This window comes from Streptomyces wuyuanensis (genome assembly GCF_900103455.1).
Lineage (GTDB): Bacteria > Actinomycetota > Actinomycetes > Streptomycetales > Streptomycetaceae > Streptomyces > Streptomyces wuyuanensis.
The window spans coordinates 109,848-134,263 of record NZ_FNHI01000017.1; the positions used below are offsets into that span (position 1 = coordinate 109,848).

Below are 24,416 nucleotides of genomic sequence, written 5' to 3' on the forward strand. Positions count from 1 at the left end.
TGTCAAGAAAGCATCGGTCGAAGGCGCAGATGAGGGCCCCGCCGAACGACTCGGCAGGGCCCTCGGAGGGCCGGGCTCCGCTCCGGAGAGCCCCTCAGGGCCTCCGAACGGACTCCCGGACGTCCCTCGCGGCCGGTCACGCGCCGGCGACCGCCACACGGATCTCGTCGGCGAAACGCTCAGCGGCCCCGCGCAGGGCGGCGGCGTCCGGCCCGTGGCGCAGGACGCCGCGGCTGACGCTCGGCACGACGTTGCGCACGGCGGCGCCGAAGACGCCCGGCAGGTCGGCCGGAGTGGCGCCCTGGGCGCCGATGCCCGGCGCGAGCAGCGGGCCGTTGATGTCCAGGTCCACGCCCGCGTCGCCCAGCGTGGCACCGACCACGGCGCCGACCGAGCCCATCGGGTCCGCCCCGGCGTTCTCGTCCGCCATGTGGTTCAGCATGAGCTGGGCGAGCGAGCCGCCGCCGGACGCCGTGGCGCGCTGGACCTCTGCGCCCTCCGGGTTGGAGGTGAGCGCCAGGACGAACACCCCGCAGCCGCTCAGGACGGCCTGGTCGAGCGCCGGGCGCAGCGAACCGAACCCGAGGTACGGCGAGACCGTCACGGCGTCCGAGAACAGCGGCGAGTCCTTCCGGAGGAACGCCTCCGCGTAGGCGCCCATGGTGGAGCCGATGTCGCCGCGCTTGGCGTCCATCAGGACCAGCGCCCCGGCGGCCCGGGACTCCTCCACCGCCTTCTCCAGCACCGCGATCCCGCGCGAGCCGAAGCGCTCGAAGAACGCGGACTGCGGCTTGAGGACGGCGACCCGGTCGGCGAGCGCTTCGACCACCGTGCGGGTGAACCGCTCCAGGCCGTTGACGTCGTCGTTCAGCCCCCAGGCGGTGAGCAGCGAGGCGTGCGGATCGATCCCGACGCACAGCGGCCCACGGGTGTCCATGGCCTGGCGCAGGCGGGTGCCGAACGGTTCCAGAGGGCTCATGCGGTGGCTGCCTTTCGGGTCTCGGCGCCGACGGCCTCGGCGAGGGTGGCGTACGGGCTCGCGGCCAGTCGTGCGGCCAGGCCCTTGTGCACGGCCCGGGCGTAGAAGGGGCCCTCGTAGACGAAGGCGCTGTAGCCCTGGACGAGCGTGGCGCCGGCCAGGATGCGCTGCCAGGCGTCCTCGCCGTTCTCGATGCCTCCGACGCCCACCAGGGTGATGCGGTCGCCGACCCGTGCGTACAGGCGGCGCAGCACCTCCAGGGAGCGTTCCTTGACGGGGGCGCCGGAGAGCCCGCCGGTCTCCTTGACCAGCGCCGGATCCGACTTCAGGCCGAGACCGTCGCGGGCGATGGTGGTGTTGGTGGCGATGATGCCGTCGAGGCCCAGTTCGACGGCGAGGTCGGCGACGGCGTCCACGTCCTCGTCGGCGAGGTCCGGGGCGATCTTGACCAGGAGGGGGACGCGGCGGCCGGTGACGGTGCGGTCGGCGGCTTCGCGCACCGCGCTGAGCAGGGGGCGCAGGGCCTCGGTGGCCTGGAGGTTGCGCAGGCCGGGGGTGTTCGGCGAGCTGACGTTGACCACGAGGTAGTCCGCGTGGGCGGCGAGCCGCTCGGTGGAGGTGACGTAGTCGCCGACGGCCTCCGCCTCGGGGACGACCTTGGTCTTGCCGATGTTGACGCCGACGACCGTGCGGAAGACCTCCCGGCGGGCGGCGAGCCGGGCGGCGACGGCCGCGGAGCCGTCGTTGTTGAAGCCCATCCGGTTGATCAGCGCGCGGTCCGGCACGAGACGGAAGAGGCGCTTCCTGGGGTTGCCCGGCTGGGCCTGTGCCGTGACCGTGCCGATCTCGACGTGGTCGAACCCGAGCATCGACATGCCGTCGATGGCGGCGGCGTTCTTGTCGAAGCCGGCGGCGAGGCCGAAGGGGCCGTGCATCCGCAGGCCGAGGGCCTCGGTGCGCAGTTCCTCGTAGCGGGGTGCGAGCGCGGCGGCGACGAACGTGCGCAGCACCGGGACGCGGGCCGCGAGCCGGATCCACCGGAAGGCGAGGTGGTGGGCCGCTTCCGGGTCCATCCGCTTGAAGACCAGGTTGAAGAAGAACTTGTACATCTCAGTGGTGTCCTGTGTGTCCTCACGAGGACGGTGTCCTCACGAAGAGGGGGACACCGGTTCGGTGTCCCCCTCGTGGGCTGCTAGTCGCGGGCCGCGATCAGCTGTTCCGCGTGTTCCTGGAGCGAACGGACGCCCACCCCGCCGAGGTTGAGCGCGTCGATGCCCTGGACGGCGGCCGCGAGCGCCTGGACCGTCGTCAGGCACGGCACGCCGCGGGCCACGGCCGCGGTGCGGATGTCGTAGCCGTCGAGACGGCCGCCCGTGCCGTACGGGGTGTTGACGATGAGGTCGACCTGGCCGTCGTGGATGAGCTGGACGATGGTCTTCTCGCCACCGGGACCCTCGCCCTCGGACTGCTTGCGCACGATGGTGGCGTGGATTCCGTTGCGCTTGAGCACTTCGGCGGTGCCCGAGGTGGCGAGCAGTTCGAAGCCGTGCGCCACCAGCTCGCGGGCCGGGAAGATCATCGAACGCTTGTCGCGGTTGGCGACGGAGATGAAGGCGCGGCCCTTGGTGGGCAGCGGCCCGTAGGCCCCGGCCTGCGACTTGGCGTACGCCGTGCCGAAGACGCTGTCGATGCCCATGACCTCGCCGGTGGAGCGCATCTCCGGGCCGAGGATCGTGTCGACACCGCGTCCGTGGATGTCGCGGAAGCGGCTCCACGGCATCACGGCCTCCTTGACGGAGATCGGGGCGTCCAGCGGGAGGGTGCCCCCGTCGCCCTGGGCCGGCAGGAGGCCCTCCTCGCGCAGTTCGGCGATGGTGGCGCCCAGCGAGATCCGGGCGGCGGCCTTGGCCAGCGGCACGGCGGTCGCCTTCGAGGTGAACGGGACCGTGCGGGAGGCGCGCGGGTTGGCCTCCAGCACATACAGGATGTCGCCGGCCATCGCGAACTGGATGTTGATCAGTCCGCGCACCCCGACTCCGCGCGCGATGGCCTCGGTCGACGCACGCAGCCGCTTGACGTCGAAGCCGCCGAGCGTGATCGGGGGGAGGGCGCAGGCCGAGTCGCCGGAGTGGATGCCGGCCTCCTCGATGTGCTCCATGACGCCGCCGAGGTACAGCTCGGAGCCGTCGTAGAGGGCGTCCACGTCGATCTCGATGGCGTCGTCGAGGAAGCGGTCGACCAGGACCGGCCGGTCGGGTCCGATCTCGGTGGACTCCGAGATGTACGCCTGCAGGCGGGTCTCGTCGTACACGATCTCCATGCCGCGGCCGCCGAGCACGTACGACGGCCGGACGAGCACCGGGTAGCCGATCTCGTCGGCGATGGCCTTGGCCTCGGCGAAGGTGGTCGCGGTGCCGTGCTTGGGCGCGGGGAGGCCGGCGTCGGCGAGGACGCGGCCGAAGGCGCCGCGGTCCTCGGCCGCGTGGATGGCCTCGGGGGACGTTCCCACGATCGGGACGCCGTTGTCCTTGAGGGCCTGCGAGAGACCGAGCGGGGTCTGTCCGCCGAGCTGGACGACCACGCCGGCGACCGGACCGGCCTGCTGCTCCGCGTGCACGATCTCCAGGACGTCCTCCAGGGTGAGCGGCTCGAAGTACAGCCGGTCGGAGGTGTCGTAGTCGGTGGAGACCGTCTCGGGGTTGCAGTTGACCATGACGGTCTCGTAGCCGGCGTCGTGGAGCGCGAAGGAGGCGTGGACGCAGGAGTAGTCGAACTCGATGCCCTGGCCGATGCGGTTCGGGCCGGACCCCAGGATGATCACCGCGGGCTTCTCGCGCGGGGCGACCTCGGACTCCTCGTCGTAGGACGAGTAGAAGTACGGGGTCTTCGCGGCGAACTCGGCGGCGCAGGTGTCGACGGTCTTGTAGACCGGGCGGATGCCCAGCGCGTGGCGCACCTCGCGGACGACATCCTCGCGCAGCCCGCGGATGCCGCCGATCTGGGCGTCGGAGAAGCCGTGGCGCTTCGCCTCGGCGAGCAGCTCGGGGTCGAGCTTCTCGGCGGCGGCCAGGTCGTCGGCGATCTCCTTGATCAGGAAGAGCTGGTCGACGAACCAGGGGTCGATCTTCGAGGCCTCGAAGACCTCCTGCGGAGTGGCCCCGGCGCGGATGGCCTCCATGACCGTGTTGATCCGGCCGTCGGTCGGGCGGCCCGCCGCGCGCAGCAGCTCGTCCTTGTCGCCGGGCTCGGTGACGAAGTCGAACTGGCTGCCCTTCTTCTCCAGCGAGCGCAGCGCCTTCTGCAGGGCCTCGGTGAAGTTGCGGCCGATGGCCATGGCCTCGCCCACGGACTTCATGGTCGTGGTGAGCGTGCTGTCCGCGGAAGGGAACTTCTCGAAGGCGAAGCGCGGAGCCTTGACGACCACGTAGTCGAGCGTCGGCTCGAAGGAGGCCGGCGTCTGCTCCGTGATGTCGTTGGGGATCTCGTCGAGGGTGTAGCCCACGGCGAGCCGGGCGGCGATCTTCGCGATCGGGAAGCCGGTTGCCTTGGAGGCCAGGGCGGAGGAGCGGGACACCCGTGGGTTCATCTCGATGACGATGACCCGGCCGTCCTCGGGGTCGACGGCGAACTGGATGTTGCAGCCGCCGGTGTCGACGCCCACCTCGCGGATGACGGCGATGCCGATGTCGCGGAGGACCTGGTACTCGCGGTCGGTCAGGGTCATCGCGGGCGCGACCGTGATCGAGTCGCCGGTGTGCACGCCCATGGGGTCGAAGTTCTCGATGGAGCAGACGACCACGACGTTGTCGTTCTTGTCGCGCATCAGCTCCAGTTCGTACTCCTTCCAGCCCAGGATGGACTCCTCCAGGAGCACCTCGGTGGTGGGCGACAGGGTCAGGCCCTGGCCGGCGATGCGGCGCAGTTCGTCCTCGTCGTGCGCGAAGCCGGAACCCGCGCCGCCCATGGTGAAGGAGGGGCGGACGACCACGGGGTAGCCGCCGAGGGTCTCGACGCCCTTGAGGACGTCGTCCATGGAGTGGCAGATCACCGAGCGGGCGGACTCGCCGTGGCCGATCTTGCGGTTGACGGCCTCGACGACCTCCTTGAAGAGGTCGCGGTCCTCACCCTTGTTGATGGCCTCGACATTGGCACCGATCAGCTCGACGCCGTACTTCTCCAGCGTTCCGGCCTCGTGGAGGGAGATCGCCGTGTTGAGCGCGGTCTGGCCGCCGAGGGTGGGCAGGAGCGCGTCGGGGCGCTCCTTGGCGATGATCTTCTCGACGAACTCGGGGGTGATCGGCTCCACGTACGTGGCATCCGCGATCTCCGGGTCGGTCATGATCGTCGCCGGGTTGGAGTTCACCAGGATGACGCGCAGGCCCTCGGACTTGAGGACCCGGCAGGCCTGGGTGCCGGAATAGTCGAACTCGGCTGCCTGACCGATGACGATCGGGCCGGAGCCGATGACCAGGACGGACTGGATATCGGTGCGCTTAGGCACGCTGGCCCTCCATCAGGGAGACGAAGCGGTCGAACAGGTATGCGGCGTCGTGCGGGCCCGCGGCCGCTTCGGGGTGGTACTGGACGCTGAAGGCCGGCTGGTCGAGCAGCTGGAGGCCCTCCACCACGTCGTCGTTGAGGCAGACGTGGGAGACCTCGGCGCGGCCGTAGGGGGTCTCGGAGACCTTGTCGAGAGGGGCGTCCACGGCGAAGCCGTGGTTGTGCGCGGTGACCTCGACCTTGCCGGTCGTACGGTCCTGCACGGGCTGGTTGATCCCGCGGTGGCCGTACTTGAGCTTGTACGTGCCGAAGCCGAGCGCCCGCCCCAGGATCTGGTTGCCGAAGCAGATGCCGAACAGCGGAGTCCGGCGCTCCAGCACGCCCCGCATGACGGAGACGGCGTGGTCGGCGGTGGCCGGGTCACCGGGGCCGTTGGAGAAGAACACGCCGTCGGGGGCGACCGCGTACACGTCCTCGACCGTGGCGGTGGCGGGCAGTACGTGCACCTCGATGCCGCGCTCGGCCATGCGGTGCGGCGTCATGCCCTTGATGCCGAGGTCGACGGCGGCGACGGTGAACCTCGCCGAGCCGACTGGTACGGCTTCGCCGTCGGGGCCGATCGCGGGGACGACGTACGCCTCCTTCGTGGCGACCTCGGCGGAGAGATCGGCGCCCTTCATCTCGGGTGCCTGGCGGACCTCGGCTAGCATCGTGCCCTCGTCGGGCAGGGCGTTGCCGGAGAAGATTCCGACGCGCATCGCGCCGCGCTCCCGCAGGTGGCGGGTGAGGGCGCGGGTGTCGACACCGCTGATGCCGACCACGCCCTGGGCGGCGAGCTCCTCGTCGAGGGAGCGTCGGGAGCGCCAGTTCGAGGGGACGCGGGCGGGGTCGCGGACGACGTAGCCGGACACCCAGATGCGCGACGACTCGGGGTCCTCGTCGTTGACGCCGGTGTTGCCGACGTGCGGGGCGGTCATCACCACGACCTGGCGGTGGTACGACGGGTCGGTCAGGGTCTCCTGGTAGCCGGTCATGCCGGTGGAGAACACGGCCTCGCCGAAGGTCACCCCCACGGCCCCGTAGGCACGGCCGCGGAAGGTGCGGCCGTCCTCCAGGACGAGTACGGCGGGAACGCGGGTTCCCCTGGTGGAGGTCGTCATCGTGCGGCGCCTTCCGTCGTGTCGTTCTTGGTCATGGAGTTGACTGCCTCGACCCAGGCCGAGTGCCCGGCCGCCCGGTCGGAGCGGAAGCCGGAGTCGATCAGCCGGTCGCCGTGCTCCCAGGTGACGATCAGCAGACCGCCCTCGGTCAGGACCTTCCCGGCGATGCCCTTGTCGAGGCGGGCCCCGCGCAGGGCCCCGGCCGGGATGAAGAAGTCGGCGGCCCCGGGGCGCACGACGTCGATCCCGGCGCCGGTGAGCGTCAGTTCCGCGCGGCTGCGGTTGCCGAGGCCGCGGGCGACGATGCGGTCGAGCCACTGCCCGGCGGTCGTGGAGCCGTGGTAGCGGCCGCTGAGCCGGAGCTTCGCGTCACCGGCGTCCTCGGGGGCGGTCGGCAGCTCGGGCAGCCCGGACTGGAGCTCACCCCGCCACTTCCAGCCCTGGCGCATCAGCCAGTAGACGAGGGCGATGAAGAGCAGCAGTCCGGCGACCCAGCCGAGCCGTGCGGCCCAGTCGGTCACCTCCGCCGACTTCCGCTCGACCTCTCCGGCCGCCTGAATGATGAGTGGTGTCGTCACGCCAGCTTCCCGTCCATGAGCGTCGCGCGGCCCCGCAGGAACGTGTGGGTGACGCGCCCCGGCAGCTCACGGCCCTCGTAGGGCGTGTTGCGGCTGCGGGAGGCGAAGCCCGCGGGGTCCACGGTTCCACGGTATGCCGGATCGAGCAGGGTGAGGTTGGCGGGCTCACCTGCCGAGACGGGCCGGCCGTGGCCCTCCGCGCGGCCGATGCGGGCCGGCTTGTGCGACATCCGGTCGGCGACGCCCTCCCAGGTCAGCAGCCCGGTGTCGACCATCGTGTGCTGCACGACGGACAGCGCGGTCTCCAGGCCGACCATGCCCATCGCCGCCGCGGCCCACTCGCAGTCCTTGTCCTCGTGCGGGTGCGGGGCGTGGTCCGTGGCGACGATGTCGATCGTCCCGTCGGCCAGGGCCTCGCGCAGCGCCATCACGTCGCGCTCGGTGCGCAGCGGCGGGTTGACCTTGTAGACCGGGTTGTACGAGCGGACCAGCTCGTCGGTGAGCAGCAGGTGGTGCGGGGTGACCTCGGCGGTGACGTCGATGCCGCGGGACTTGGCCCAGCGGACGATCGCGACGGAGCCGGCGGTCGACAGGTGGCAGATGTGCACACGGGAGCCGACGTGCTCGGCCAGCAGCACGTCCCGGGCGATGATCGACTCCTCGGCGACGGCGGGCCAGCCGCCCAGGCCCAGCTCGGCGGAGACGACGCCCTCGTTCATCTGGGCACCCTCGGTGAGCCGGGGCTCCTGCGCGTGCTGCGCGACGACGCCGCCGAAGGCCTTCACGTACTCCAGCGCCCGGCGCATGATCACCGCGTCGTCGACGCACTTGCCGTCGTCGGAGAAGACGGTGACGGCGGCGGCGGAGTCGTGCATGGCGCCGAGTTCGGCGAGCTTCTTGCCCTCCAGGCCGACGGTGACGGCGCCGATGGGCTGGACGTCGCAGTAGCCGTGCTCCCTGCCGAGCCGCCACACCTGCTCGACGACGCCGGCGGTGTCGGCCACGGGGAAGGTGTTGGCCATGGCGAACACGGCCGTGTAACCGCCGCTCGCGGCCGCGCGGGTGCCGGTGAGGACGGTCTCGGAGTCCTCACGGCCGGGCTCCCGCAGATGGGTGTGCAGGTCGACCAGACCGGGCAGCAGGATCCTGCCCTCCGCCTCGACGACGGTGGCGTCGCCGGCCTCGACCCCGGTGCCGACCTCGGCGATGGTCTCGCCGTCGATCAGTACGTCCTGTGCCGCGCCGCCCAGCACCTTCGCGCCACGGATAAGCGTCTTGCTCATGGGTTACTTCGTCTCCTCGGTACGGGCGTGGGTGACGGCGGGCTCGTTGCCGCCGAGAAGCAGGTAGAGGACCGCCATGCGGGTGTGCACACCGTTGGCGACCTGTTCGATGGCGGTGCAGCGCTCGGAGTCGGCGACCTCGGCGGTGATCTCCATGCCGCGCACCATGGGGCCGGGGTGCATCACGATGGCGTGTTCGGGCATCTTCGCCATGCGGTCGCCGTCGAGGCCGTAGCGCCGCGAGTACTCGCGCTCGGTCGGGAAGAAGGCCGCGTTCATGCGCTCGCGCTGCACCCGCAGCATCATCACCGCGTCGCTCTTCGGCAGCGTGCTGTCCAGGTCGTACGAGACCTCGCAGGGCCAGTGCCCCACGCCGACCGGCAGCAGGGTGGGCGGCGCGACCAGGGTGACCTCGGCGCCGAGGGTGTGCAGCAGGTCCACGTTGGAGCGGGCGACGCGGCTGTGCAGGATGTCGCCCACGATCGTGATCCGCTTGCCCGAGAGGTCCTGTCCGATCCCGGCGTCCCGGCCGACGAGGCGGCGGCGCATGGTGAACGCGTCGAGCAGCGACTGGGTGGGGTGCTGGTGCGTGCCGTCACCGGCGTTGATGACCGCGGCGTCGATCCAGCCGGAGGTCGCGAGCCGGTAGGGGGCGCCGGAGGCGCCGTGCCGGATGACGACGGCGTCGACGCCCATCGCCTCCAGGGTCTGCGCGGTGTCCTTCAGCGACTCGCCCTTGGAGACGGACGAGCCCTTGGCGGCGAAGTTGATGACGTCCGCTGACAGCCGCTTCTCAGCCGCCTCGAAGGAGATCCGGGTCCTCGTCGAGTCCTCGAAGAAGAGGTTGACGACGGTCCGGCCGCGCAGGGTGGGCAGCTTCTTGATCGGCCGGTCGGCGACCCGGGCCATCTCCTCGGCGGTGTCGAGGATCAGGACGGCGTCGTCACGGGTGAGGTCGGCGGCCGAGATGAGGTGACGCTTCATCTGGGTGTGCTCCAGGGTGTGGAGATGTGCGGGCATGCGGGCGCGCGAGCGCTGCCCGGAGGGCGGGACGGGGGCCGTGCGGGGCTGCTACTGCTCGCCGGCCGGCGCGGTGTCCGCCGCCCGGCCGTCGGCCGGGGAGACCCCCGCCTCGCGCCGCTCGCCCAGCAGCACGGCGTCGCGGCCGTCCTCCTCGGCGAGCTGGACCTTGACCGTCTCCCGCAGCGACGTCGGGAGGTTCTTGCCGACGTAGTCGGCGCGGATGGGCAGCTCCCGGTGGCCCCGGTCCACCAGGACCGCGAGCTGGACGGCGCGCGGACGGCCGATGTCGTTCAGCGCGTCGAGGGCGGCGCGGATGGTGCGCCCGGAGAAGAGCACGTCGTCGACGAGGACGACCAGGCGACCGTCGATCCCGTCGGCCGGGATGTCCGTGCGCGCGAGGGCACGGGCGGGACGGAGCCGCAGGTCGTCGCGGTACATGGTGATGTCGAGGGAGCCGACGGGGATGGTGCGGCCGGTGATCTCGGCGAGCTTGGCGGCGAGCCGGTCGGCCAGGAAGACACCGCGCGTCGGGATGCCGAGGAGCACGACGTCGTCGGCGCCCTTGGCGCGCTCGACGATCTCGTGGGCGATGCGGGTGAGTACCCGCGCGATGTCGGGGCCCTCGAGGACGGGGCGCGCGATGTCGGAAGTGTGTGCGTCCATACGAAACGGACCTCCTTCTCCGCCTCACGGGACGGACCTTAAAGGACGTCGGATTTGCGCCGTCCACCGTACCAGGGTCCGCGAGGGGTCCCCGACCACCCCCTCGGGAGGGGCGTACGGACCATTCGGCTTGACGCAGCCAAGTAACGCTGCGTAACCTTCACAGTGAGTGACCAGCCGCGCGGCCGAGCCGCACGTGATACAGCGTCCGGGGAGCTATATGTCCAGCGAATACGCAAAACAGCTCGGGGCCAAGCTCCGCGCCATCCGTACCCAGCAGGGGCTCTCGCTCCACGGGGTGGAGGAGAAGTCCCAGGGCCGCTGGAAGGCCGTCGTCGTCGGGTCGTACGAGCGCGGGGACCGCGCCGTGACCGTGCAGCGCCTGGCCGAGCTGGCGGACTTCTACGGTGTACCGGTGCAGGAGCTCCTTCCCGGCACCACGCCGGGCGGTGCCGCCGAGCCGCCGCCGAAGCTCGTTCTCGACCTCGAGCGTCTTGCCCACGTTCCCGCCGAGAAGGCCGGACCGCTGCAGCGTTACGCGGCGACCATCCAGAGCCAGCGCGGTGACTACAACGGCAAGGTGCTCTCCATCCGGCAGGACGACCTGCGCACGCTGGCCGTCATCTACGACCAGTCGCCGTCGGTGCTCACCGAGCAGCTGATCAGCTGGGGCGTGCTGGACGCCGACGCGCGTCGCGCGGTCGCCCACGAAGAGGGCTGACGCCACAACAGCAGAAACGTTGCCGCCGGGCCGTGGGAGGGGCTGCCTCCCACGGCCCGGCGACGTTTCCGCTGCCGGTGCGGTCCCGCTCGGGCGGCCGTCAGTGCGTCGCGCTCGGGGAAGGCCCGCGAACGGCTGCCGGAGCCGGGCTCCGCGACCCGCGTGACGTGTTCCGCCCCGTGGAGGTGATCCTGCGATCCGCCATGGCCGGGCACGCGTCCCGGTACGCGTCCGGGAACGCCGAGGCCCGCAGCACCCGGGGTGCTGCGGGCCCTTGCGGCTCGGCCTGGCTCAGCCGGTGGCCTACGCGTCGCGGAGGGTCGGCTTCAGGTCCTTGAAACGACCCAGCAGGCCGTTCACGAAGGACGGCGAGTCGTCGGTGGAGAACTCCTTGGCGAGCTGCACCGCCTCGTCGATCACGACGGCGTCCGGGGTGTCGTCCACCCAGACCAGCTCGTACGTGCCGAGCCGCAGGATGTTGCGGTCAACGACGGGCATCCGGTCGAGCGTCCAGCCGACCGCGTGGGTGGCGATCAGCTCGTCGATACGGGCCGCGTGCTCCGCGTACCCCTCGACCAACTCCATCGTGAACTCGCCGACCGGCGGCTGACGGTCGTCGGACCGCGAGTGCCGGATCCAGTCCGCGAGGACCTGCTGCACGGACGCACCGCGCTGGTCGGCCTCGAAGAGGATCTGGAAAGCGCGCTTGCGGGCCTTGTTGCGGGCAGCCACGGTTAGCTGTTCACCCGGCCGAGGTAGTCGCCGGAACGGGTGTCGACCTTGATCTTCTCACCGGTGGTGATGAAGAGCGGGACCTGGATGGTGTAGCCGGTCTCCAGGGTGGCGGGCTTGGTGCCGCCCGTGGAGCGGTCGCCCTGGACGCCCGGCTCGGTCTCCTGGATGACGAGCTCGACGGCGGCCGGCAGCTCGACGTAGAGCACCTCGCCCTCGTGCGTCGCGACGGTCGCGGTGAAGCCCTCGATGAGGAAGTTCGCCGCATCGCCGACGGCGGTGCGGGCGACGTGCAGCTGGTCGTACGTCTGCATGTCCATGAACACGAAGTACTCGCCGTCCATGTACGAGAACTGCATGTCGCGGCGGTCGACGGTGGCCGTCTCGACCTTCACGCCGGCGTTGAAGGTCTTGTCGACGATCTTGCCGGAGAGCACGTTCTTGAGCTTGGTGCGCACGAAGGCCGGGCCCTTGCCGGGCTTGACGTGCTGGAACTCGACGACGGACCAGAGCTGGTCGTTGTCGAGCTTGAGCACCATGCCGTTCTTGAGGTCGTTCGTGGTGGCCACGGTTGCGGAATCTCCTGGACTGACGCTGGTGGACGACCGAGGAGAAGCGAAGGTGCGCGCTGCGAGCGGAGCTAGAGCGCGAGCAGCTCCTTGGTCGTGATGGTGAGTAGCTCGGGTCCGCCGTCCGCCTCCTGGCGCACGACGAGCGTGTCATCGATCCGGACTCCGCCCCGGCCCGGGAGGTGGACCCCCGGTTCGACGGTGACCGGCACACAAGCGTCCAGTTTACCCATGGCCGCAGGTGCCAGCTGCGGGTCCTCGTCGATTTCCAGTCCTACACCGTGGCCGGTGAGGGGCGACAGCCCCTCACCGTAGCCCGCAGAGTCGAGGAGGTGACGGGCCGCGCGGTCGACGTCCCGGTACCCGGCACCCGGCAGGAGGGCCTCGCGGCCGGCCCGCTGAGCGGCGAAGACGAGGTCGTAGAGGTCGATCTGCCAGTCCGCGGGCGTGGTGCCGATGACGAACGTACGGCCGATCTCGCAGCGGTATCCGCGGTAGTTGGCGCCCAGGCAGACGGAGAGGAAATCGCCTTCCTCGACGCGCCGGTCGGAGGGCCGGTGGCGGCGGCGCCCCGCGTTCGGGCCCGTGGCGACGGAGGTCGGGAAGGCAGGGCCGTCGGCCCCGTGGTCGACGAGCCGGCGCTCGAGTTCGAGGGCCAGATGGCGCTCGGTGCGGCCGACGAGGATGGACTCCAGCAGCTCGCCGAGGGCCTGGTCGGTGATCTCGGCCGCGATCCGCAGGCAGGCGATCTCGTCCTCGTCCTTCACCATGCGCTGCTGTTCGACGGCCCCGCCCAGGTCGGTCAGCCGCAGGCCGGGAGCGACAGCGCCGAGGGCGCGGTGGCGGGCGACGGTGAGGTGGTTCTCCTCGACGGCCAGCGCGTCGGCGCCGGAACCCGCGGCGGTCTCCGCGGCGGCGACGACGGGGTCGTGTCCGTGCGCCGGGAGGACGGTCAGCCGCAGCTGCTCGTCCAGACGCCCGTCGACGGGGTCACCGGTGGGCGCGGTGGGGCACAGCAGCTCGTCGGCGCACTCCCCTGCGGAGCCCAGCAGCAGTACGGCGCCGGGCGGGGCGCCTCCCGCGAGATAGCGGACATTGGCGGGCCGGGAGATCAGCGCCGCGGCGCTCCCGGCCGCGACACACCGGTCGCGCAGCCGGCTGCGGCGGACAGCGAACACCTCGGACATGTGACGAGCCTAAGAGCGCGGAGCGGATCCGGCCGTTTGAGAGCGTCCGTGCGGGGTCCCTCGGAGGGTGCCGCACGCCGACGGCGCACCCCTCACCCCGCGTCGAAGCGCACTGCCGCGTCGCATGCCGGCCGACCGGTGAACGGCGCGAGGCCCGGGGCCAGGACACGGCGGTCCGGGGCAGCACACGGCTGCGAGACCGCGTGGCGGCCGATGCGGGGCACCGGGTGGCACCCGCGCCCGCATCGCAAGCGGCCGCGCGGGTGTGCGGGCGTGCGGCAGCCGCATCCGCACCGCCTGGAACGCCAGCAGCGGACGCGCGACCCCACTCGTCCGGCGTGTGCCTACCAGGCCGGTGGGCTCTTCAGCGCGCGGGCCAGCACGTCGTCGAGGATGCGCGCGGTCGTCTCCACGTCGCACTGGGAGTTGTCGATGATCGGGAGGCCGGAACCGTACCAGCCGGCCATGCGGCCGTGGATGCCGGCGACCTCCTCGTCCGAGAGCCGGCGATTGCCCGTGCGCTCGGCGTTGCGCTCCAGGACGATCTCCAGGCCGGGCAGCAGGACCACGGGCAGCAGACCGGGGCCGACGTGCCGCTTCCAGCCGCCGAGCCCGACGACGGGGCGGTCGGGGAACACGGCGTCGTCGAGGATGCAGGAGATGCCGTTGGCCAGGAAGTTGCGGGCGGCGAACCCGCAGGTGCGGCGGGCCAGGCGGTATTGGGCCTCCGACTGGTCGTTCCAGCCGGTCTGGGGGTCGGCGAAGCCGGAGCAGACCCATTCCCGCACGTCGTCGAGGCTGATGTGCGCGGTGGGCACGCGGCGGCGCTGCGCCCAGTGCCGGGCGACGGTCGTCTTGCCCGCACCCGCCGGGCCGATCAGCAGGACCGCGAGCGTGGCGGTGCCGGTGCCGTTGTCGGCGGGCGGGGGCGGCGAGGGTATGGGAACCGGTCCGCCCGGCGGGAGCGAGACGTGGCCCGTGGTGTCCGGCGAGGGCGGCACCGCTGCCTGCTGCTGTGGGGCCGGGCCGCTCCAGCCCTGGGCGGGCGGGCCCTGCGGGGGCGGAGGGCTCTGCGGCGGCGGGGGGCCGGGGTGCTGGGCCCGGTGTTCCCATCCGGCAGCCGGGCCGTGCCCGGTCTCGGGTCCCGGGACGCGTCCCGGGCCGTGGGGAGGCAGCGGGGCTCCCACTGCGTGCTGCATCCGGTGCCACTCCGTCTCGTACGACTTCACGCTGGTCGGACGGGAGTTGGCCCGTCCGTACCGAACGGTACCCTCCCCGGCCGCTCCAATGGGAACGGCCGGGGCCGGTACGAAGTGCCCGGGGCGGGCGGGTTCAGCCGTCGAGTTCCTCGGCCAGCGCGCGCAGGGCCAGCCGGTACGAGCCGATCCCGAAGCCGGCGACGGTTCCGGAGGCGACCGCCGCGATCACCGAAGTGTGGCGGAATTCCTCGCGTGCGTACGGATTCGAGATGTGCACCTCGATGAGCGGGGCGGTCCGCTGGGCGGCGGCGTCGCGCATGCCGTACGAGTAGTGCGTGAACGCACCGGGGTTGACGACGACCGGGATCGAGGCGTCGGCGGCCTCTTGCAGCCAGCGGATCATCTCGCCCTCGTCGTTCGTCTCCCGGACGTCGACGTCGAAACCGAGCTCCTTGCCCAGCGTCCGGCAGGCGTCGACCAGCCCCGCGTACGAGGTCGAGCCGTACACGTCGGGCTCCCGGGAGCCGAGGCGGCCGAGGTTCGGGCCGTTCAGCACGAGGACGCGGCGGCTCACGCGGACACCTCGCCGAACGCGGCGAGCAACACGGCCGGGTCCGGTCCCTCCAGCACGGTGGGCTTGGCGAGGCCGTCCAGCACGATGAAGCGCAGCAGGTCGCCGCGGGACTTCTTGTCGACCTTCATGGTCTCCAGCAGCCGGGGCCACTGGTCCCCGCGGTAGGTGAGCGGCAGGCCGACCGACTCCAGCACGGCCCGGTGCCGGTCCGCGGTCGCGTCGTCGAGCCGTCCCGCGAGACGGCCGAGTTCGGCGGCGAAGACCATGCCGACCGAGACGGCGGCGCCGTGCCGCCACTTGTAGCGCTCGTTCTTCTCGATGGCGTGCGCCAGCGTGTGCCCGTAGTTGAGGATCTCCCGGAGTCCGGACTCCTTGAGGTCGCTGGAGACGACGTCCGCCTTGACCCGGATCGAGCGCTCGATCAGCTCCGCGGTGTGCGGCCCGGCAGGGGTGCGGGCGCTCTCCGGGTCCGCCTCGATCAGATCCAGGATGACCGGGTCCGCGATAAATCCGGCCTTGATGATCTCGGCCAGGCCGCTGACGTAGTCGTGGACGGGCAGGGAGTCGAGCGCGCCGAGGTCGCAGATCACCCCGGCGGGCGGGTGGAAGGCCCCGACGAGGTTCTTCCCCTCGGCGGTGTTGATGCCGGTCTTGCCGCCGACTGCGGCGTCCACCATGGCGAGGACCGTGGTGGGCACGGCGATCCAGCGCACTCCGCGCAGCCAGCTCGCGGCGACGAACCCGGCGAGGTCGGTCGTGGCGCCGCCACCGACGCCGACGATGACGTCGGTGCGGGTGAAGCCGGTCTGCCCGAGCGCCTTCCAGCAGTACGCCGCGACCTCGACGGTCTTGGCCTCCTCGGCGTTGGGCACCTGGATGGCGACGACCTCGTAACCCTCGTCGGCGAGGTCCTGGCGGATCGCGTCCCCGGTCTCGGCGAGGGCTTCGGGGTGGATGACGGCGACGCGCTTGGCCCTGGGCCCGATCAGTCCCGGGAGCTCCCCCAGCAGACGGCGGCCGACGAGCACCTCGTACGGGTCGGTGCCCGCGGTGCCGCCGACCTGGATGCGGGTGACTGCCTGCTCGGTCATGCGTCCTTCCATTCGAGTGCGTCGAGGACCGCCTGGGCGACCTCTTCGGGCGTGCGGTCGTCGGTGGCGACGACGACCCGGGCGACTTCCGTGTACAGGTGCCGGCGGGCCTCCATCAGCTCGCGCCACTGGCGGCGCGGGTTGACGGCCAGCAGCGGGCGGGCGGTGTTCAGTCCGACGCGGCGCACCGCCTCCTCGACGTCCATCGAGAGGTAGGCGACGGGCAGCCCGGACAGCAGCTCGCGGGTGCCCTGGTCGAGGATCGCGCCGCCGCCGAGGGCGAGCACGCCCGTGTGCTCGGCGACGGCGGTGCGGACCGCCGCACGCTCCAGCTCACGGAAGTGCGGTTCGCCGTCCTCGACGAAGATGTCCGAGATCTCCCGGCCCTCGGCCGCCACGATGTCGGCGTCGGTGTCGCGGTAGCCGGTGCCGAGGCGCTCGGCCAGCAGCGCGCCGACCGTCGACTTGCCGACGCCCATCGGCCCGATCAGTACGACCTTCGGGCCGCCCGCGCCGGGCCGCGGGGTCGCGGCCTCGTGTGCGTCGCTCACCGGATGGCCAGGTTCTCGAGGTACGAGCGCACGTTGCGGCGGGTCTCGGGGACGCTGTCGCCGCCGAACTTCTCCGCGACGGCATCCGCCAGCACCAGGGCCACCATCGCCTCGGCCACGATTCCGGCGGCCGGCACGGCGCACACGTCGGAGCGCTGGTGGTGGGCGGCGGCGGACTCGCCGGTGCTGACGTCGACGGTCCTGAGCGCGCGCGGCACGGTCGCGATCGGCTTCATCGCGGCGCGGACGCGCAGCAGCTCGCCCGTGGTCAGGCCGCCCTCGGTACCGCCGGAGCGGCCGGAGGAGCGGCGGATGCCGTCCTCGGTGGAGACGATCTCGTCGTGGGCCTGGGAGCCGGGCACCCGGGCCAGCTCGAATCCGTCGCCGACCTCGACGCCCTTGATGGCCTGGATGCCCATCAGCGCCGCGGCCAGACGGGCGTCGAGCCGGCGGTCCCAGTGGACGTGAGAGCCGAGCCCGACGGGGACGCCGTAGGCGAGCACCTCGACGACTCCGCCCAGGGTGTCGCCGTCCTTGTGGGCCTGGTCGATCTCCGCGACCATCGCCTTCGACGCGTCGGCGTCCAGGCAGCGCACGGGGTCGGCGTCGAGCTTCTCGACGTCGGCCGGGGTCGGGTAGACCCCGTGGGGGGCCTTGGCGGCGGCGAGCTCGATCACGTGCGAGACGATCTCGATGCCCGCGGTCTCCTTGAGGTAGGAGCGGGCGACGGCGCCGAGGGCGACGCGGGCCGCGGTCTCCCGGGCGCTCGCGCGCTCCAGGATCGGCCGGGCCTCGTCGAAGCCGTACTTCTGCATGCCGGCGAGGTCGGCGTGGCCGGGCCGGGGCCGGGTCAGCGGGGCGTTGCGGGCCAGTTCGGCAAGCTCGGCCGGGTCAACCGGGTCGGCCGCCATGACCTTCTCCCACTTGGGCCACTCGGTGTTGCCCACCATGATCGCGATCGGGGAGCCGAGAGTGAGCCCGTGGCGCACTCCGCCGAGGAAGGTGACCTCGTCGCGCTCGAACTTCATCCGCGCACCGCGGCCATAGCCCAGGCGCCGCCGAGCCAGGTGGTCCGCCACCATCTCCGTGGTGATCGGGACACCGGCGGGAAGACCCTCCAGCGTCGCCACCAGTGCGGGTCCGTGCGACTCCCCCGCGGTCAGCCAACGCAACCTGCTCAACGGTGCTCCTCATGCTCGCGCCTGGAACTGCGACGGCGCGGCCTCGGGGCACTCCTCCAGCGGCTGGAGACACCCCCGACCCGTGGTGGCCGGGAGCGGCGCGGCCCGGGCCCGCCTCCCCCGATCCTCCCACGTCCGGGCCGCGGACCAGGCCAGTGGTCCAGCAGGCGGACGGCCGGACGGGACGCGACCGGGGCGCTCCGGAGCCGTGGAGGACCTCGGGATCAGCGCCCGGCGAGCGCCTCTTCGCCGGCCGTGCGCATCGCCGCCAGCGGAGCCGGGGAGCGTCCGGTCATCTGCTCGACCTGGAACACGGCCTGGTGCACCAGCAGGTCGAGGCCGCCGACGACGGAGCCGCCCCGCTCGTCCCAGGCCGCCGCGAGCGGTGTCGGCCACGGGTCGTAGAGCACGTCGAAGAGGGTGCCGGGGCCCTCGGGGACGTACGGGACGAGGGTGTCCGTCGCCCCGGCCGGGGTGGTGGCGACGACCAGCGGAGCGTCGAAGGCGTGGGCGGCCTCCGCCCAGTCGGCGGTGTGCACCTCGACGCCGAGCCGTTCGCCCCAGCCGCGCATCTCGTCGGCCCGGGCCCGGCTGCGCACGTACGCGGTGACCGGTCCCGTGCAGATCCGGCCGAGCGCGGCGAGCGCCGAGGAGGCGGTCGCGCCGGCGCCCAGCACGGCCGCGTGGTCGACCTTCTCGATACCTCGTTCGCGCAGGGCGGCGATCATGCCGGGGATGTCCGTGTTGTCGCCGGTCCGCCGGCCGTCCTCGGTGAGCACGACCGTGTTGACGGCCTCGACCGCGGCAGCCGTGTCGCTGATCTCGTCGAGCAGCGGGATGACGGCGCGTTTCAGCGGCATGGTCAGGGACAGCCCGGCCCAGCTCGCGTCCAGCCCCTGGAGGAAGCCCGCCAGGTCCCCCTCGGTCACCTCGAAGCGGTCGTACGACCAGTCGGTCAGGCCGAGCGCCGCGTAGGCGGCGCGGTGGAGCACCGGGGAGAGCGAATGGGCGATGGGCGAGCCCAGGACCGCGGCCCTGCGCCGGTCAGTTCGTGCCGCGCTGGTCATTGAACTTGGCCTTGAGCTTCTCGAATTCCGCGTGGGTCTTGGCGTACTCGGTCTTCTGCTTGCCGTCGGTGGCCACGAAGTACAGCCAGCCGTCCGAGGTCGGCGTGATCGAGGCGTTGAGCGCCGTCAGGTCCGGGTTGCCGATGGGCCCGGGCGGCAGCCCCTTCTGGGTGTACGTGTTGTACGGGTCCAGATTGCTGTTGATCTCCCGCTCGCTGATGTCGATCTTGCTCTGGCCCTTGAGGTAGTTGAAGGCCGAGTCGAACTGGAGCAGCTGGTTGGTCTCCGTGTTGGTGGGCTTCAGACGGTTGTAGATGACCTCGGCCATCTTCTTGTAGTCGTCCTCGTTCTTGCCCTCCGCCTGGACCAGGCTCGCCACGGTGATCAGTTCCCAGGCGTTGTTCAGCTTGAGCTGCTTCGCCTTGGCCTCCAGGTCGACCTTCCCGTACTCCTGGTTGGCCCTGGCGACCATGGCCTTGAGGATCGTCTCCGGCTTGGAGCCCGGTGCGACCGGATACGTTGCCGGGTAGAGGAATCCTTCCAGCGGGTCCTTGACGTCCTTGTGGTTCTGCGCCCACACGGGAAGCCCGAGGTTCTTCGCCTCCTTCAGGGCGACGGCCTTCGTCGTGCCGGGGTCGAGCTCGAGCCGTTTGTCGATGAGCTGGTAGATCGCGGCGTTGCGCGCGCCCTCGGCGATGCTGAGGGCGTTGCGGTTGTTGGGGTCGAGCATCGCCTTGACGGCTTCCTCGGCCGACATCCCCTTCTTCAGGGTGTAGATGCCGTCCTGGATCCGGGTGCCGCGGGGATTGTCGTTCTGGGCGGAGATGAAGGCGTCCACGCTCTTCACCACACCGGCCTTCTTCAGCGCGTTGCCGATGTCCGTGCCGCTCGCGCCCAGCGTGATCTCGACCTGCACGCTGCCGCTGCCGGGGCCGTCGAAGTCGGGCGCTTCACCGAACTGCCCCTGCCAGAACTGGTATCCGACGTAGCCGGCACCGCCGGCGCCGCCGACCAGGACGAGGGCCACGAAGAGGCAGGCGAAGCCGTTGCGGCCTTTCTTCTTCTTCTTGGCCGGGCCGCGTCCGTCGCCGCCGCGGCGCGGCGCCTCGCCGGGCTCGTCGTCATCGTCGCCGCCCCGGCGGTCGTCGCCCGTGAAGAACGGGTGGTCCTCTTCCTGCGGGTCCGACACCCAGTCGTCGTCCGCCGGAGGAGGCTGCTGCCGCCCCTGCGCCGGCGGGGCGTTGCGGCGCCCGGGAGGCTGCGGCGGCGGGTAGGCGTCGGGGGTGCCGTAGTAGTCGGCGTCGGCGCCGCCATAGGGGGCGGCCCCCGCATTCGGGTCGTACGGCATGACGGGCTGCGCGCCGGTGTCCCAGGTGCCGTTGTACTGCTGGGCGCCGTTGTCCTGTCGTCCGTACTGCCCGGTGTCGTACTGGCCTGTGTTGTACTGGTTCGTGTCGTACTGGCCCGTGTCGTACTGACCGGTCCCGTACCGACCCGCGTCGTACTGCCCGGTGCCGTACTGCTGCTGCGCGTGCTGCTGCCCGTACTGACCCGTGTCGTACTGCCCGGTGCCGTACTGCTGCTGGTGGCCCGTCGGGTACTGGCCGTCCCCGTAGTGGGCCTGGTCCTGCGGCTGCTGCGGGTACTGCTGCTGGCCGCCGTAGGACGCAGGGCCGGCGCCGCCCTGCTGCCCTCTCCACCCCTGGTCCCCGTACAGAGGATCCTCGGGGTGCCACGGTTCGGAGCCGGGGCCCCGGCCATATTCAGTCATCGATCCCCTAGAGCCGCGAGACGAGCGCCGGAACGCTCCGCCTCTACGTTGTGCGGTGGTTGTTCGAACACCGCCGCATCGCGCGGAACGTTACCGTATCGCGATCAGATGACCACTTCGACGCCCTCGCCCGGGGGACCCCCCGAGGTCCGTTCGGCCTCCAAAGCGTTCTGAAGGATGACAACCGCCGCAACCTGGTCGATGACAGACCTGCCCTTTTTGGACTTCACGCCCGAAGCACGAAGCCCCTGACTGGCCGTCACTGTGGTCATCCTCTCGTCCACCAGTCGCACCGGAACCGGATGGACACCGCGGGCGAGCTCCTGGGCGAAGGCCCGGACCTTGGCCGCCGCGGGACCCTCACCACCGCTCAGCGAACGGGGCAGGCCCACGACCACCTCGATCGGCTCGTACTCGTCGACCAGCTGCCTCAGCCGCCTGTGGGCGGCCGGGACGTCGCGTCCCGGCACGGTCTCCACCGGTGTGGCGAGGACCCCGTCGGGGTCGCACGAGGCGACCCCGATCCGGGCGTCCCCGACGTCGATCGAGAGACGACGTCCTCTGCGCATCAGGCCTTCTCGGCGACCAGACGCACGACGGCGTCGATGGCGTCGCCGACCGCCTCCGGGTTCTGCCCGCCGCCCTGGGCGACGTCCGGCTTGCCGCCGCCACCGCCGCCGAGGGTCTTGGCGGCGGTACGGACCAGCTCACCGGCCTTGAGCCCGCGCTCACGGGCGGCCTCGTTGGTGGCGATGACGGTCAGCGGACGTCCGTTGGCGGTGGTGAAGAGCGCCACGACGGCCGGGCGGTCGCCCGGGATGCGGCCGCGGACGTCGAGGACCAGCTTGCGCAGGTCGTCGGCGGACGTGCCGTCCGGGACCTGGCCGGTGACCAGGGCGGTGCCGTGGATGTCCCTGGCCTTCTCGGCGAGACCGGCGGCGGCCTGGAGGACCTTCTCGGCGCGGAACTTCTCGATCTCCTTCTCGGCGTCCTTCAGCTTGCCGAGCATCGTGGCGATCTTCTCCGGAAGCTCCTCCGGACGGCCCTTGACCAGCTCCTGGAGCTGGGCGACGACCGTGTGCTCCTTGGCCAGGAAGTTGTAGGCGTCGGCGCCGACGAGAGCCTCGATACGGCGAACGCCGGAGCCGATCGACGACTCGCCGAGAAGCTTCACCAGACCGAGCTGGGCGGTGTTGTGGACGTGCGTGCCGCCGCAGAGCTCCTTGGAGAAGTCGCCGATGGTGACGACCCGGACCCGCTCGCCGTACTTCTCGCCGAACTCGGCGATGGCGCCCTGCTTCTTGGCCTCGTCGATGCTCATGACCTCGGCCTGGACGTCGAGCTCACGGGCCAGGACCTCGTTGATCTTCTGCTCGACGTCGGTCAGGACCGTGCCGGGGACGGCGGCGGGCGAACCGAAGTCGAAGCGGAAGCGGCCCGGCGAGTTCTCGGAGCCGGCCTGGGCGGCCGTCGGGCCGAGCGCGTCGCGCAGCGCCTGGTGGGTGAGGTGCGTGGCGCTGTGGGCGCGGGCAATGGCCCGGCGGCGCCTGACGTCGATGGTGGCGTAGGCGGAGGCGCCCACGGTCACCTCGCCGACCTGCACCGAGCCCTTGTGCACGGAGACGCCCGGGACCGGCTGCTGCACGTCGCGGACCTCGATGACGGCGCCGGTGTCCAGCTTGATCCGGCCCTGGTCGGCGAGCTGACCGCCGCCCTCGGCGTAGAACGGGGTGCGGTCGAGGACGACCTCGACCTCGTCGCCCTCGGAGGCGGCAGGCGAGGGCACGCCGTCGACGAGCAGGCCGACGACGGTCGACTCGCCGTCGGTGTGCGTGTAGCCGGTGAACTCGGTGGCGCCGGCCGAGTCGGCGACCTCGCGGTAGGCGGACAGATCGGCGTGGCCGGTCTTCTTGGCCTTGGCGTCGGCCTTGGCGCGCTCCCGCTGCTCCTTCATCAGGCGGCGGAAGCCGTCCTCGTCCACGGACAGCCCCTGCTCGGCGGCCATCTCGAGGGTGAGGTCGATCGGGAAGCCCCAGGTGTCGTGGAGCAGGAATGCCTTGTCCCCGGAGAGAACGGTCGAGCCGGCGTTGCGGGCCTCGGTGACGGCGCCGTCCAGCACGTTCGTACCGGCGTTCAGAGTCTTGAGGAAGCGGGCCTCCTCGGCGAGCGCGACGGTCTCGATGCGCTTGCGGTCGGTCTCCAGCTCCGGGTACTGCTGCCCCATGGTCTTGACGACCACGTCGACCAGCGCCGAGACGACGGGGCCGGTGGCGCCGAGGAGCCGCATGTTGCGGATGGCGCGGCGCATGATGCGGCGCAGGACGTAGCCACGGCCCTCGTTGCCGGGGGTGACGCCGTCGCCGATGAGCATCACCGACGTGCGGATGTGGTCGGCGACCACGCGGAGGGACACGTCCGACTCGTGGCTGTCGCCGTAGCGGACGCCGGTCAGCTCGGTGGCCTTGTCGATGACGACGCGCAGGGTGTCCGTCTCGTACATGTTCTGCACGCCCTGCAGGATCATGGCGAGACGCTCGAGACCGAGACCGGTGTCGATGTTCTTGCTCGGCAGGTCGCCGACGATCTCGAAGTCCTCCTTGCCGGAGCCCTCGCCGCGCTCGTACTGCATGAAGACCAGGTTCCAGATCTCCACGTAGCGCTCGTCGTTGACGGCAGGGCCGCCCTCGGGGCCGAACTCGGGGCCGCGGTCGTAGTTGATCTCCGAGCAGGGGCCGCACGGTCCCGGGACGCCCATGGACCAGAAGTTGTCCTTCTTGCCCAGGCGCTGGATGCGCTCGGCGGGGACGCCGACGACCTCGCGCCAGATGCGCTCGGCCTCGTCGTCGTCGAGGTAGACCGTGATCCAGAGCTTCTCGGGCTCGAGGCCGTAGCCACCGTCCGCCACGGAGCCGGTGAGCAGCTCCCAGGCGTACTTGATGGCCCCTTCCTTGAAGTAGTCGCCGAACGAGAAGTTGCCGCACATCTGGAAGAACGTGCCGTGGCGGGTGGTCTTGCCGACCTCTTCGATGTCCGGCGTGCGCACGCACTTCTGCACGCTGGTGGCGCGCGGGGCGGGCGGCTTGGTCTCGCCCAGGAAGTAGGGCTTGAACGGGACCATGCCTGCGTTGACCAGGAGCAGAGTCGGGTCGTCCGCGATGAGCGACGCCGAAGGCACGACGGTGTGCCCGCGCTCCTCGAAGAAGCTCAGCCAGCGGCGGCGGATTTCAGCCGACTCCATCAGTGGTCCTCATTCCGGTTGTACGAGCGCTTCTCGTCAAGCATCTCGTAGTGCTTCTTGTGGTGCTTGTGGTTTTCCAGGGCGGCCCGGCGGCGTTGTGCGGGAAGTCCCCTGTCGGCGGGGCCCTCGATCCCCAGCGCGTCGCCGAGTTCGGCCTCGCGCTGGGCCATCCCGGACCGGACGTCGAGGGCGAAGTCCTTGAGCCGGTGACCGGTTTCGATCGCCTTGTTCGCCGCCTGGGCGGCGAGGCTCTCGGGGGTCAGCTGCCTGAGCTTGCGGTTGACCTTGGTGGTGGCCCACACGCCGGCGGCGGCGCCGGCGGTGAACCAGAACGCACGACGGAACATCG

22 protein-coding genes are annotated in these 24,416 nt (G+C 71.3%); 1 reads left to right on the top strand and 21 read right to left on the bottom strand.

What is annotated here, in order from left to right; genetic code table 11:
* Positions 1-136: 136 nt before the first annotated feature.
* The 8 genes from pyrF to pyrR all read right to left on the bottom strand — a co-directional run bounded on the left by pyrF (position 137) and on the right by pyrR (position 10,186).
* Positions 137-979, bottom strand: a complete 843-nt coding sequence (pyrF, locus tag BLT82_RS24015; RefSeq protein ID WP_093658268.1) for an orotidine-5'-phosphate decarboxylase — start codon at positions 977-979, stop codon at positions 137-139.
* Complete coding sequence (locus BLT82_RS24020; protein WP_093658270.1) at positions 976-2,088, bottom strand: quinone-dependent dihydroorotate dehydrogenase; 1,113 nt, start codon at positions 2,086-2,088, stop codon at positions 976-978. Before BLT82_RS24020 ends, pyrF begins: the two co-directional genes overlap by 4 nt.
* Positions 2,089-2,171: 83 nt before the next feature.
* On the bottom strand, positions 2,172-5,480 hold the full coding sequence (carB, locus tag BLT82_RS24025) for a carbamoyl-phosphate synthase large subunit (RefSeq protein ID WP_093658272.1): 3,309 nt from the start codon (positions 5,478-5,480) through the stop codon (positions 2,172-2,174).
* Positions 5,473-6,639 (bottom strand): glutamine-hydrolyzing carbamoyl-phosphate synthase small subunit, encoded by a 1,167-nt coding sequence (gene carA, locus BLT82_RS24030; protein ID WP_093658274.1) that lies wholly within the window; start codon positions 6,637-6,639, stop codon positions 5,473-5,475. The genes carB and carA overlap by 8 nt, the downstream gene beginning before the upstream one ends.
* Complete coding sequence (locus BLT82_RS24035; RefSeq protein WP_093658276.1) at positions 6,636-7,217, bottom strand: PH-like domain-containing protein; 582 nt, start codon at positions 7,215-7,217, stop codon at positions 6,636-6,638. The genes carA and BLT82_RS24035 overlap by 4 nt, the downstream gene beginning before the upstream one ends.
* Positions 7,214-8,500, bottom strand: coding sequence for a dihydroorotase (locus tag BLT82_RS24040; RefSeq protein WP_093658279.1), 1,287 nt, complete (start codon positions 8,498-8,500; stop codon positions 7,214-7,216). Before BLT82_RS24040 ends, BLT82_RS24035 begins: the two co-directional genes overlap by 4 nt.
* A gap of 3 nt (positions 8,501-8,503) precedes the next feature.
* Positions 8,504-9,484 (bottom strand): aspartate carbamoyltransferase catalytic subunit, encoded by a 981-nt coding sequence (locus tag BLT82_RS24045; protein WP_093658281.1) that lies wholly within the window; start codon positions 9,482-9,484, stop codon positions 8,504-8,506.
* A gap of 87 nt (positions 9,485-9,571) precedes the next feature.
* Positions 9,572-10,186 (bottom strand): bifunctional pyr operon transcriptional regulator/uracil phosphoribosyltransferase PyrR, encoded by a 615-nt coding sequence (gene pyrR, locus BLT82_RS24050; RefSeq protein ID WP_093658283.1) that lies wholly within the window; start codon positions 10,184-10,186, stop codon positions 9,572-9,574.
* Positions 10,187-10,406: 220 nt separating this feature from the next.
* Between pyrR and bldD the strand changes: the two genes are divergently transcribed.
* On the top strand, positions 10,407-10,907 hold the full coding sequence (gene bldD / locus BLT82_RS24055; RefSeq protein WP_017945577.1) for a transcriptional regulator BldD: 501 nt from the start codon (positions 10,407-10,409) through the stop codon (positions 10,905-10,907).
* Between the two features lie 303 nt (positions 10,908-11,210).
* On the opposite strand, the gene nusB is transcribed toward bldD, so the two are convergent.
* The 13 genes from nusB to BLT82_RS24125 all read right to left on the bottom strand — a co-directional run bounded on the left by nusB (position 11,211) and on the right by BLT82_RS24125 (position 24,414).
* Positions 11,211-11,639, bottom strand: a complete 429-nt coding sequence (nusB, locus tag BLT82_RS24060; protein ID WP_093658285.1) for a transcription antitermination factor NusB — start codon at positions 11,637-11,639, stop codon at positions 11,211-11,213.
* 2 nt (positions 11,640-11,641) lie between these two features.
* The gene (gene efp / locus BLT82_RS24065; protein WP_093658287.1) at positions 11,642-12,208 is read right to left on the bottom strand and encodes an elongation factor P; all 567 of its coding nucleotides are present in this window, start codon (positions 12,206-12,208) and stop codon (positions 11,642-11,644) included.
* A 71-nt stretch (positions 12,209-12,279) separates the two neighbouring features.
* The gene (locus BLT82_RS24070) at positions 12,280-13,395 is read right to left on the bottom strand and encodes an aminopeptidase P family protein (protein WP_093658289.1); all 1,116 of its coding nucleotides are present in this window, start codon (positions 13,393-13,395) and stop codon (positions 12,280-12,282) included.
* A 344-nt stretch (positions 13,396-13,739) separates the two neighbouring features.
* The gene (locus BLT82_RS24075) at positions 13,740-14,594 is read right to left on the bottom strand and encodes a Pro-rich N-terminal domain-containing protein (protein ID WP_093658400.1); all 855 of its coding nucleotides are present in this window, start codon (positions 14,592-14,594) and stop codon (positions 13,740-13,742) included.
* A 133-nt stretch (positions 14,595-14,727) separates the two neighbouring features.
* Complete coding sequence (gene aroQ, locus BLT82_RS24080; RefSeq protein ID WP_093658291.1) at positions 14,728-15,168, bottom strand: type II 3-dehydroquinate dehydratase; 441 nt, start codon at positions 15,166-15,168, stop codon at positions 14,728-14,730.
* Positions 15,165-16,259 (bottom strand): 3-dehydroquinate synthase, encoded by a 1,095-nt coding sequence (gene aroB, locus BLT82_RS24085; RefSeq protein WP_093658293.1) that lies wholly within the window; start codon positions 16,257-16,259, stop codon positions 15,165-15,167. The genes aroQ and aroB overlap by 4 nt, the downstream gene beginning before the upstream one ends.
* Entirely contained in the window at positions 16,256-16,810 is a 555-nt protein-coding gene (locus BLT82_RS24090) for a shikimate kinase (protein ID WP_404205085.1), read from the bottom strand. Before BLT82_RS24090 ends, aroB begins: the two co-directional genes overlap by 4 nt.
* On the bottom strand, positions 16,807-17,991 hold the full coding sequence (gene aroC, locus BLT82_RS24095; RefSeq protein ID WP_093658295.1) for a chorismate synthase: 1,185 nt from the start codon (positions 17,989-17,991) through the stop codon (positions 16,807-16,809). Before aroC ends, BLT82_RS24090 begins: the two co-directional genes overlap by 4 nt.
* Positions 17,992-18,215: 224 nt before the next feature.
* Entirely contained in the window at positions 18,216-19,058 is an 843-nt protein-coding gene (locus BLT82_RS24100; protein ID WP_093658297.1) for a shikimate dehydrogenase, read from the bottom strand.
* Positions 19,036-20,829, bottom strand: a complete 1,794-nt coding sequence (gene mltG, locus BLT82_RS24105; protein WP_167746069.1) for an endolytic transglycosylase MltG — start codon at positions 20,827-20,829, stop codon at positions 19,036-19,038. The genes BLT82_RS24100 and mltG overlap by 23 nt, the downstream gene beginning before the upstream one ends.
* 104 nt (positions 20,830-20,933) lie before the next feature.
* Positions 20,934-21,398 carry a Holliday junction resolvase RuvX gene (gene ruvX / locus BLT82_RS24115; RefSeq protein ID WP_093658299.1) on the bottom strand — a complete coding sequence of 155 codons (465 nt, stop codon included), beginning with the start codon at positions 21,396-21,398 and terminating at the stop codon, positions 20,934-20,936.
* Entirely contained in the window at positions 21,398-24,067 is a 2,670-nt protein-coding gene (gene alaS / locus BLT82_RS24120; protein ID WP_093658301.1) for an alanine--tRNA ligase, read from the bottom strand. Before alaS ends, ruvX begins: the two co-directional genes overlap by 1 nt.
* Complete coding sequence (locus BLT82_RS24125) at positions 24,067-24,414, bottom strand: DUF6167 family protein (protein ID WP_093658303.1); 348 nt, start codon at positions 24,412-24,414, stop codon at positions 24,067-24,069. The genes alaS and BLT82_RS24125 overlap by 1 nt, the downstream gene beginning before the upstream one ends.
* Positions 24,415-24,416 lie beyond the last annotated feature (2 nt).

Bases quoted from the DNA above. Each gene is read 5' to 3' on its own strand.
- pyrR (WP_093658283.1), bottom strand. From the start codon at position 10,186: ATGGACGCACACACTTCCGACATCGCGCGCCCCGTCCTCGAGGGCCCC.
- BLT82_RS24070 (WP_093658289.1), bottom strand. From the start codon at position 13,395: ATGTCCGAGGTGTTCGCTGTCCGCCGCAGCCGGCTGCGCGACCGGTGT.
- BLT82_RS24020 (WP_093658270.1), bottom strand. From the start codon at position 2,088: ATGTACAAGTTCTTCTTCAACCTGGTCTTCAAGCGGATGGACCCGGAA.
- bldD (WP_017945577.1), top strand. From the start codon at position 10,407: ATGTCCAGCGAATACGCAAAACAGCTCGGGGCCAAGCTCCGCGCCATC.
- BLT82_RS24075 (WP_093658400.1), bottom strand. From the start codon at position 14,594: ATGCAGCACGCAGTGGGAGCCCCGCTGCCTCCCCACGGCCCGGGACGC.
- BLT82_RS24040 (WP_093658279.1), bottom strand. From the start codon at position 8,500: ATGAGCAAGACGCTTATCCGTGGCGCGAAGGTGCTGGGCGGCGCGGCA.
- ruvX (WP_093658299.1), bottom strand. From the start codon at position 21,398: ATGCGCAGAGGACGTCGTCTCTCGATCGACGTCGGGGACGCCCGGATC.
- pyrF (WP_093658268.1), bottom strand. From the start codon at position 979: ATGAGCCCTCTGGAACCGTTCGGCACCCGCCTGCGCCAGGCCATGGAC.
- aroB (WP_093658293.1), bottom strand. From the start codon at position 16,259: ATGACCGAGCAGGCAGTCACCCGCATCCAGGTCGGCGGCACCGCGGGC.
- alaS (WP_093658301.1), bottom strand. From the start codon at position 24,067: ATGGAGTCGGCTGAAATCCGCCGCCGCTGGCTGAGCTTCTTCGAGGAG.
- BLT82_RS24045 (WP_093658281.1), bottom strand. From the start codon at position 9,484: ATGAAGCGTCACCTCATCTCGGCCGCCGACCTCACCCGTGACGACGCC.
- BLT82_RS24125 (WP_093658303.1), bottom strand. From the start codon at position 24,414: ATGTTCCGTCGTGCGTTCTGGTTCACCGCCGGCGCCGCCGCCGGCGTG.
- carA (WP_093658274.1), bottom strand. From the start codon at position 6,639: ATGACGACCTCCACCAGGGGAACCCGCGTTCCCGCCGTACTCGTCCTG.
- BLT82_RS24100 (WP_093658297.1), bottom strand. From the start codon at position 19,058: ATGACCAGCGCGGCACGAACTGACCGGCGCAGGGCCGCGGTCCTGGGC.
- mltG (WP_167746069.1), bottom strand. From the start codon at position 20,829: ATGACTGAATATGGCCGGGGCCCCGGCTCCGAACCGTGGCACCCCGAG.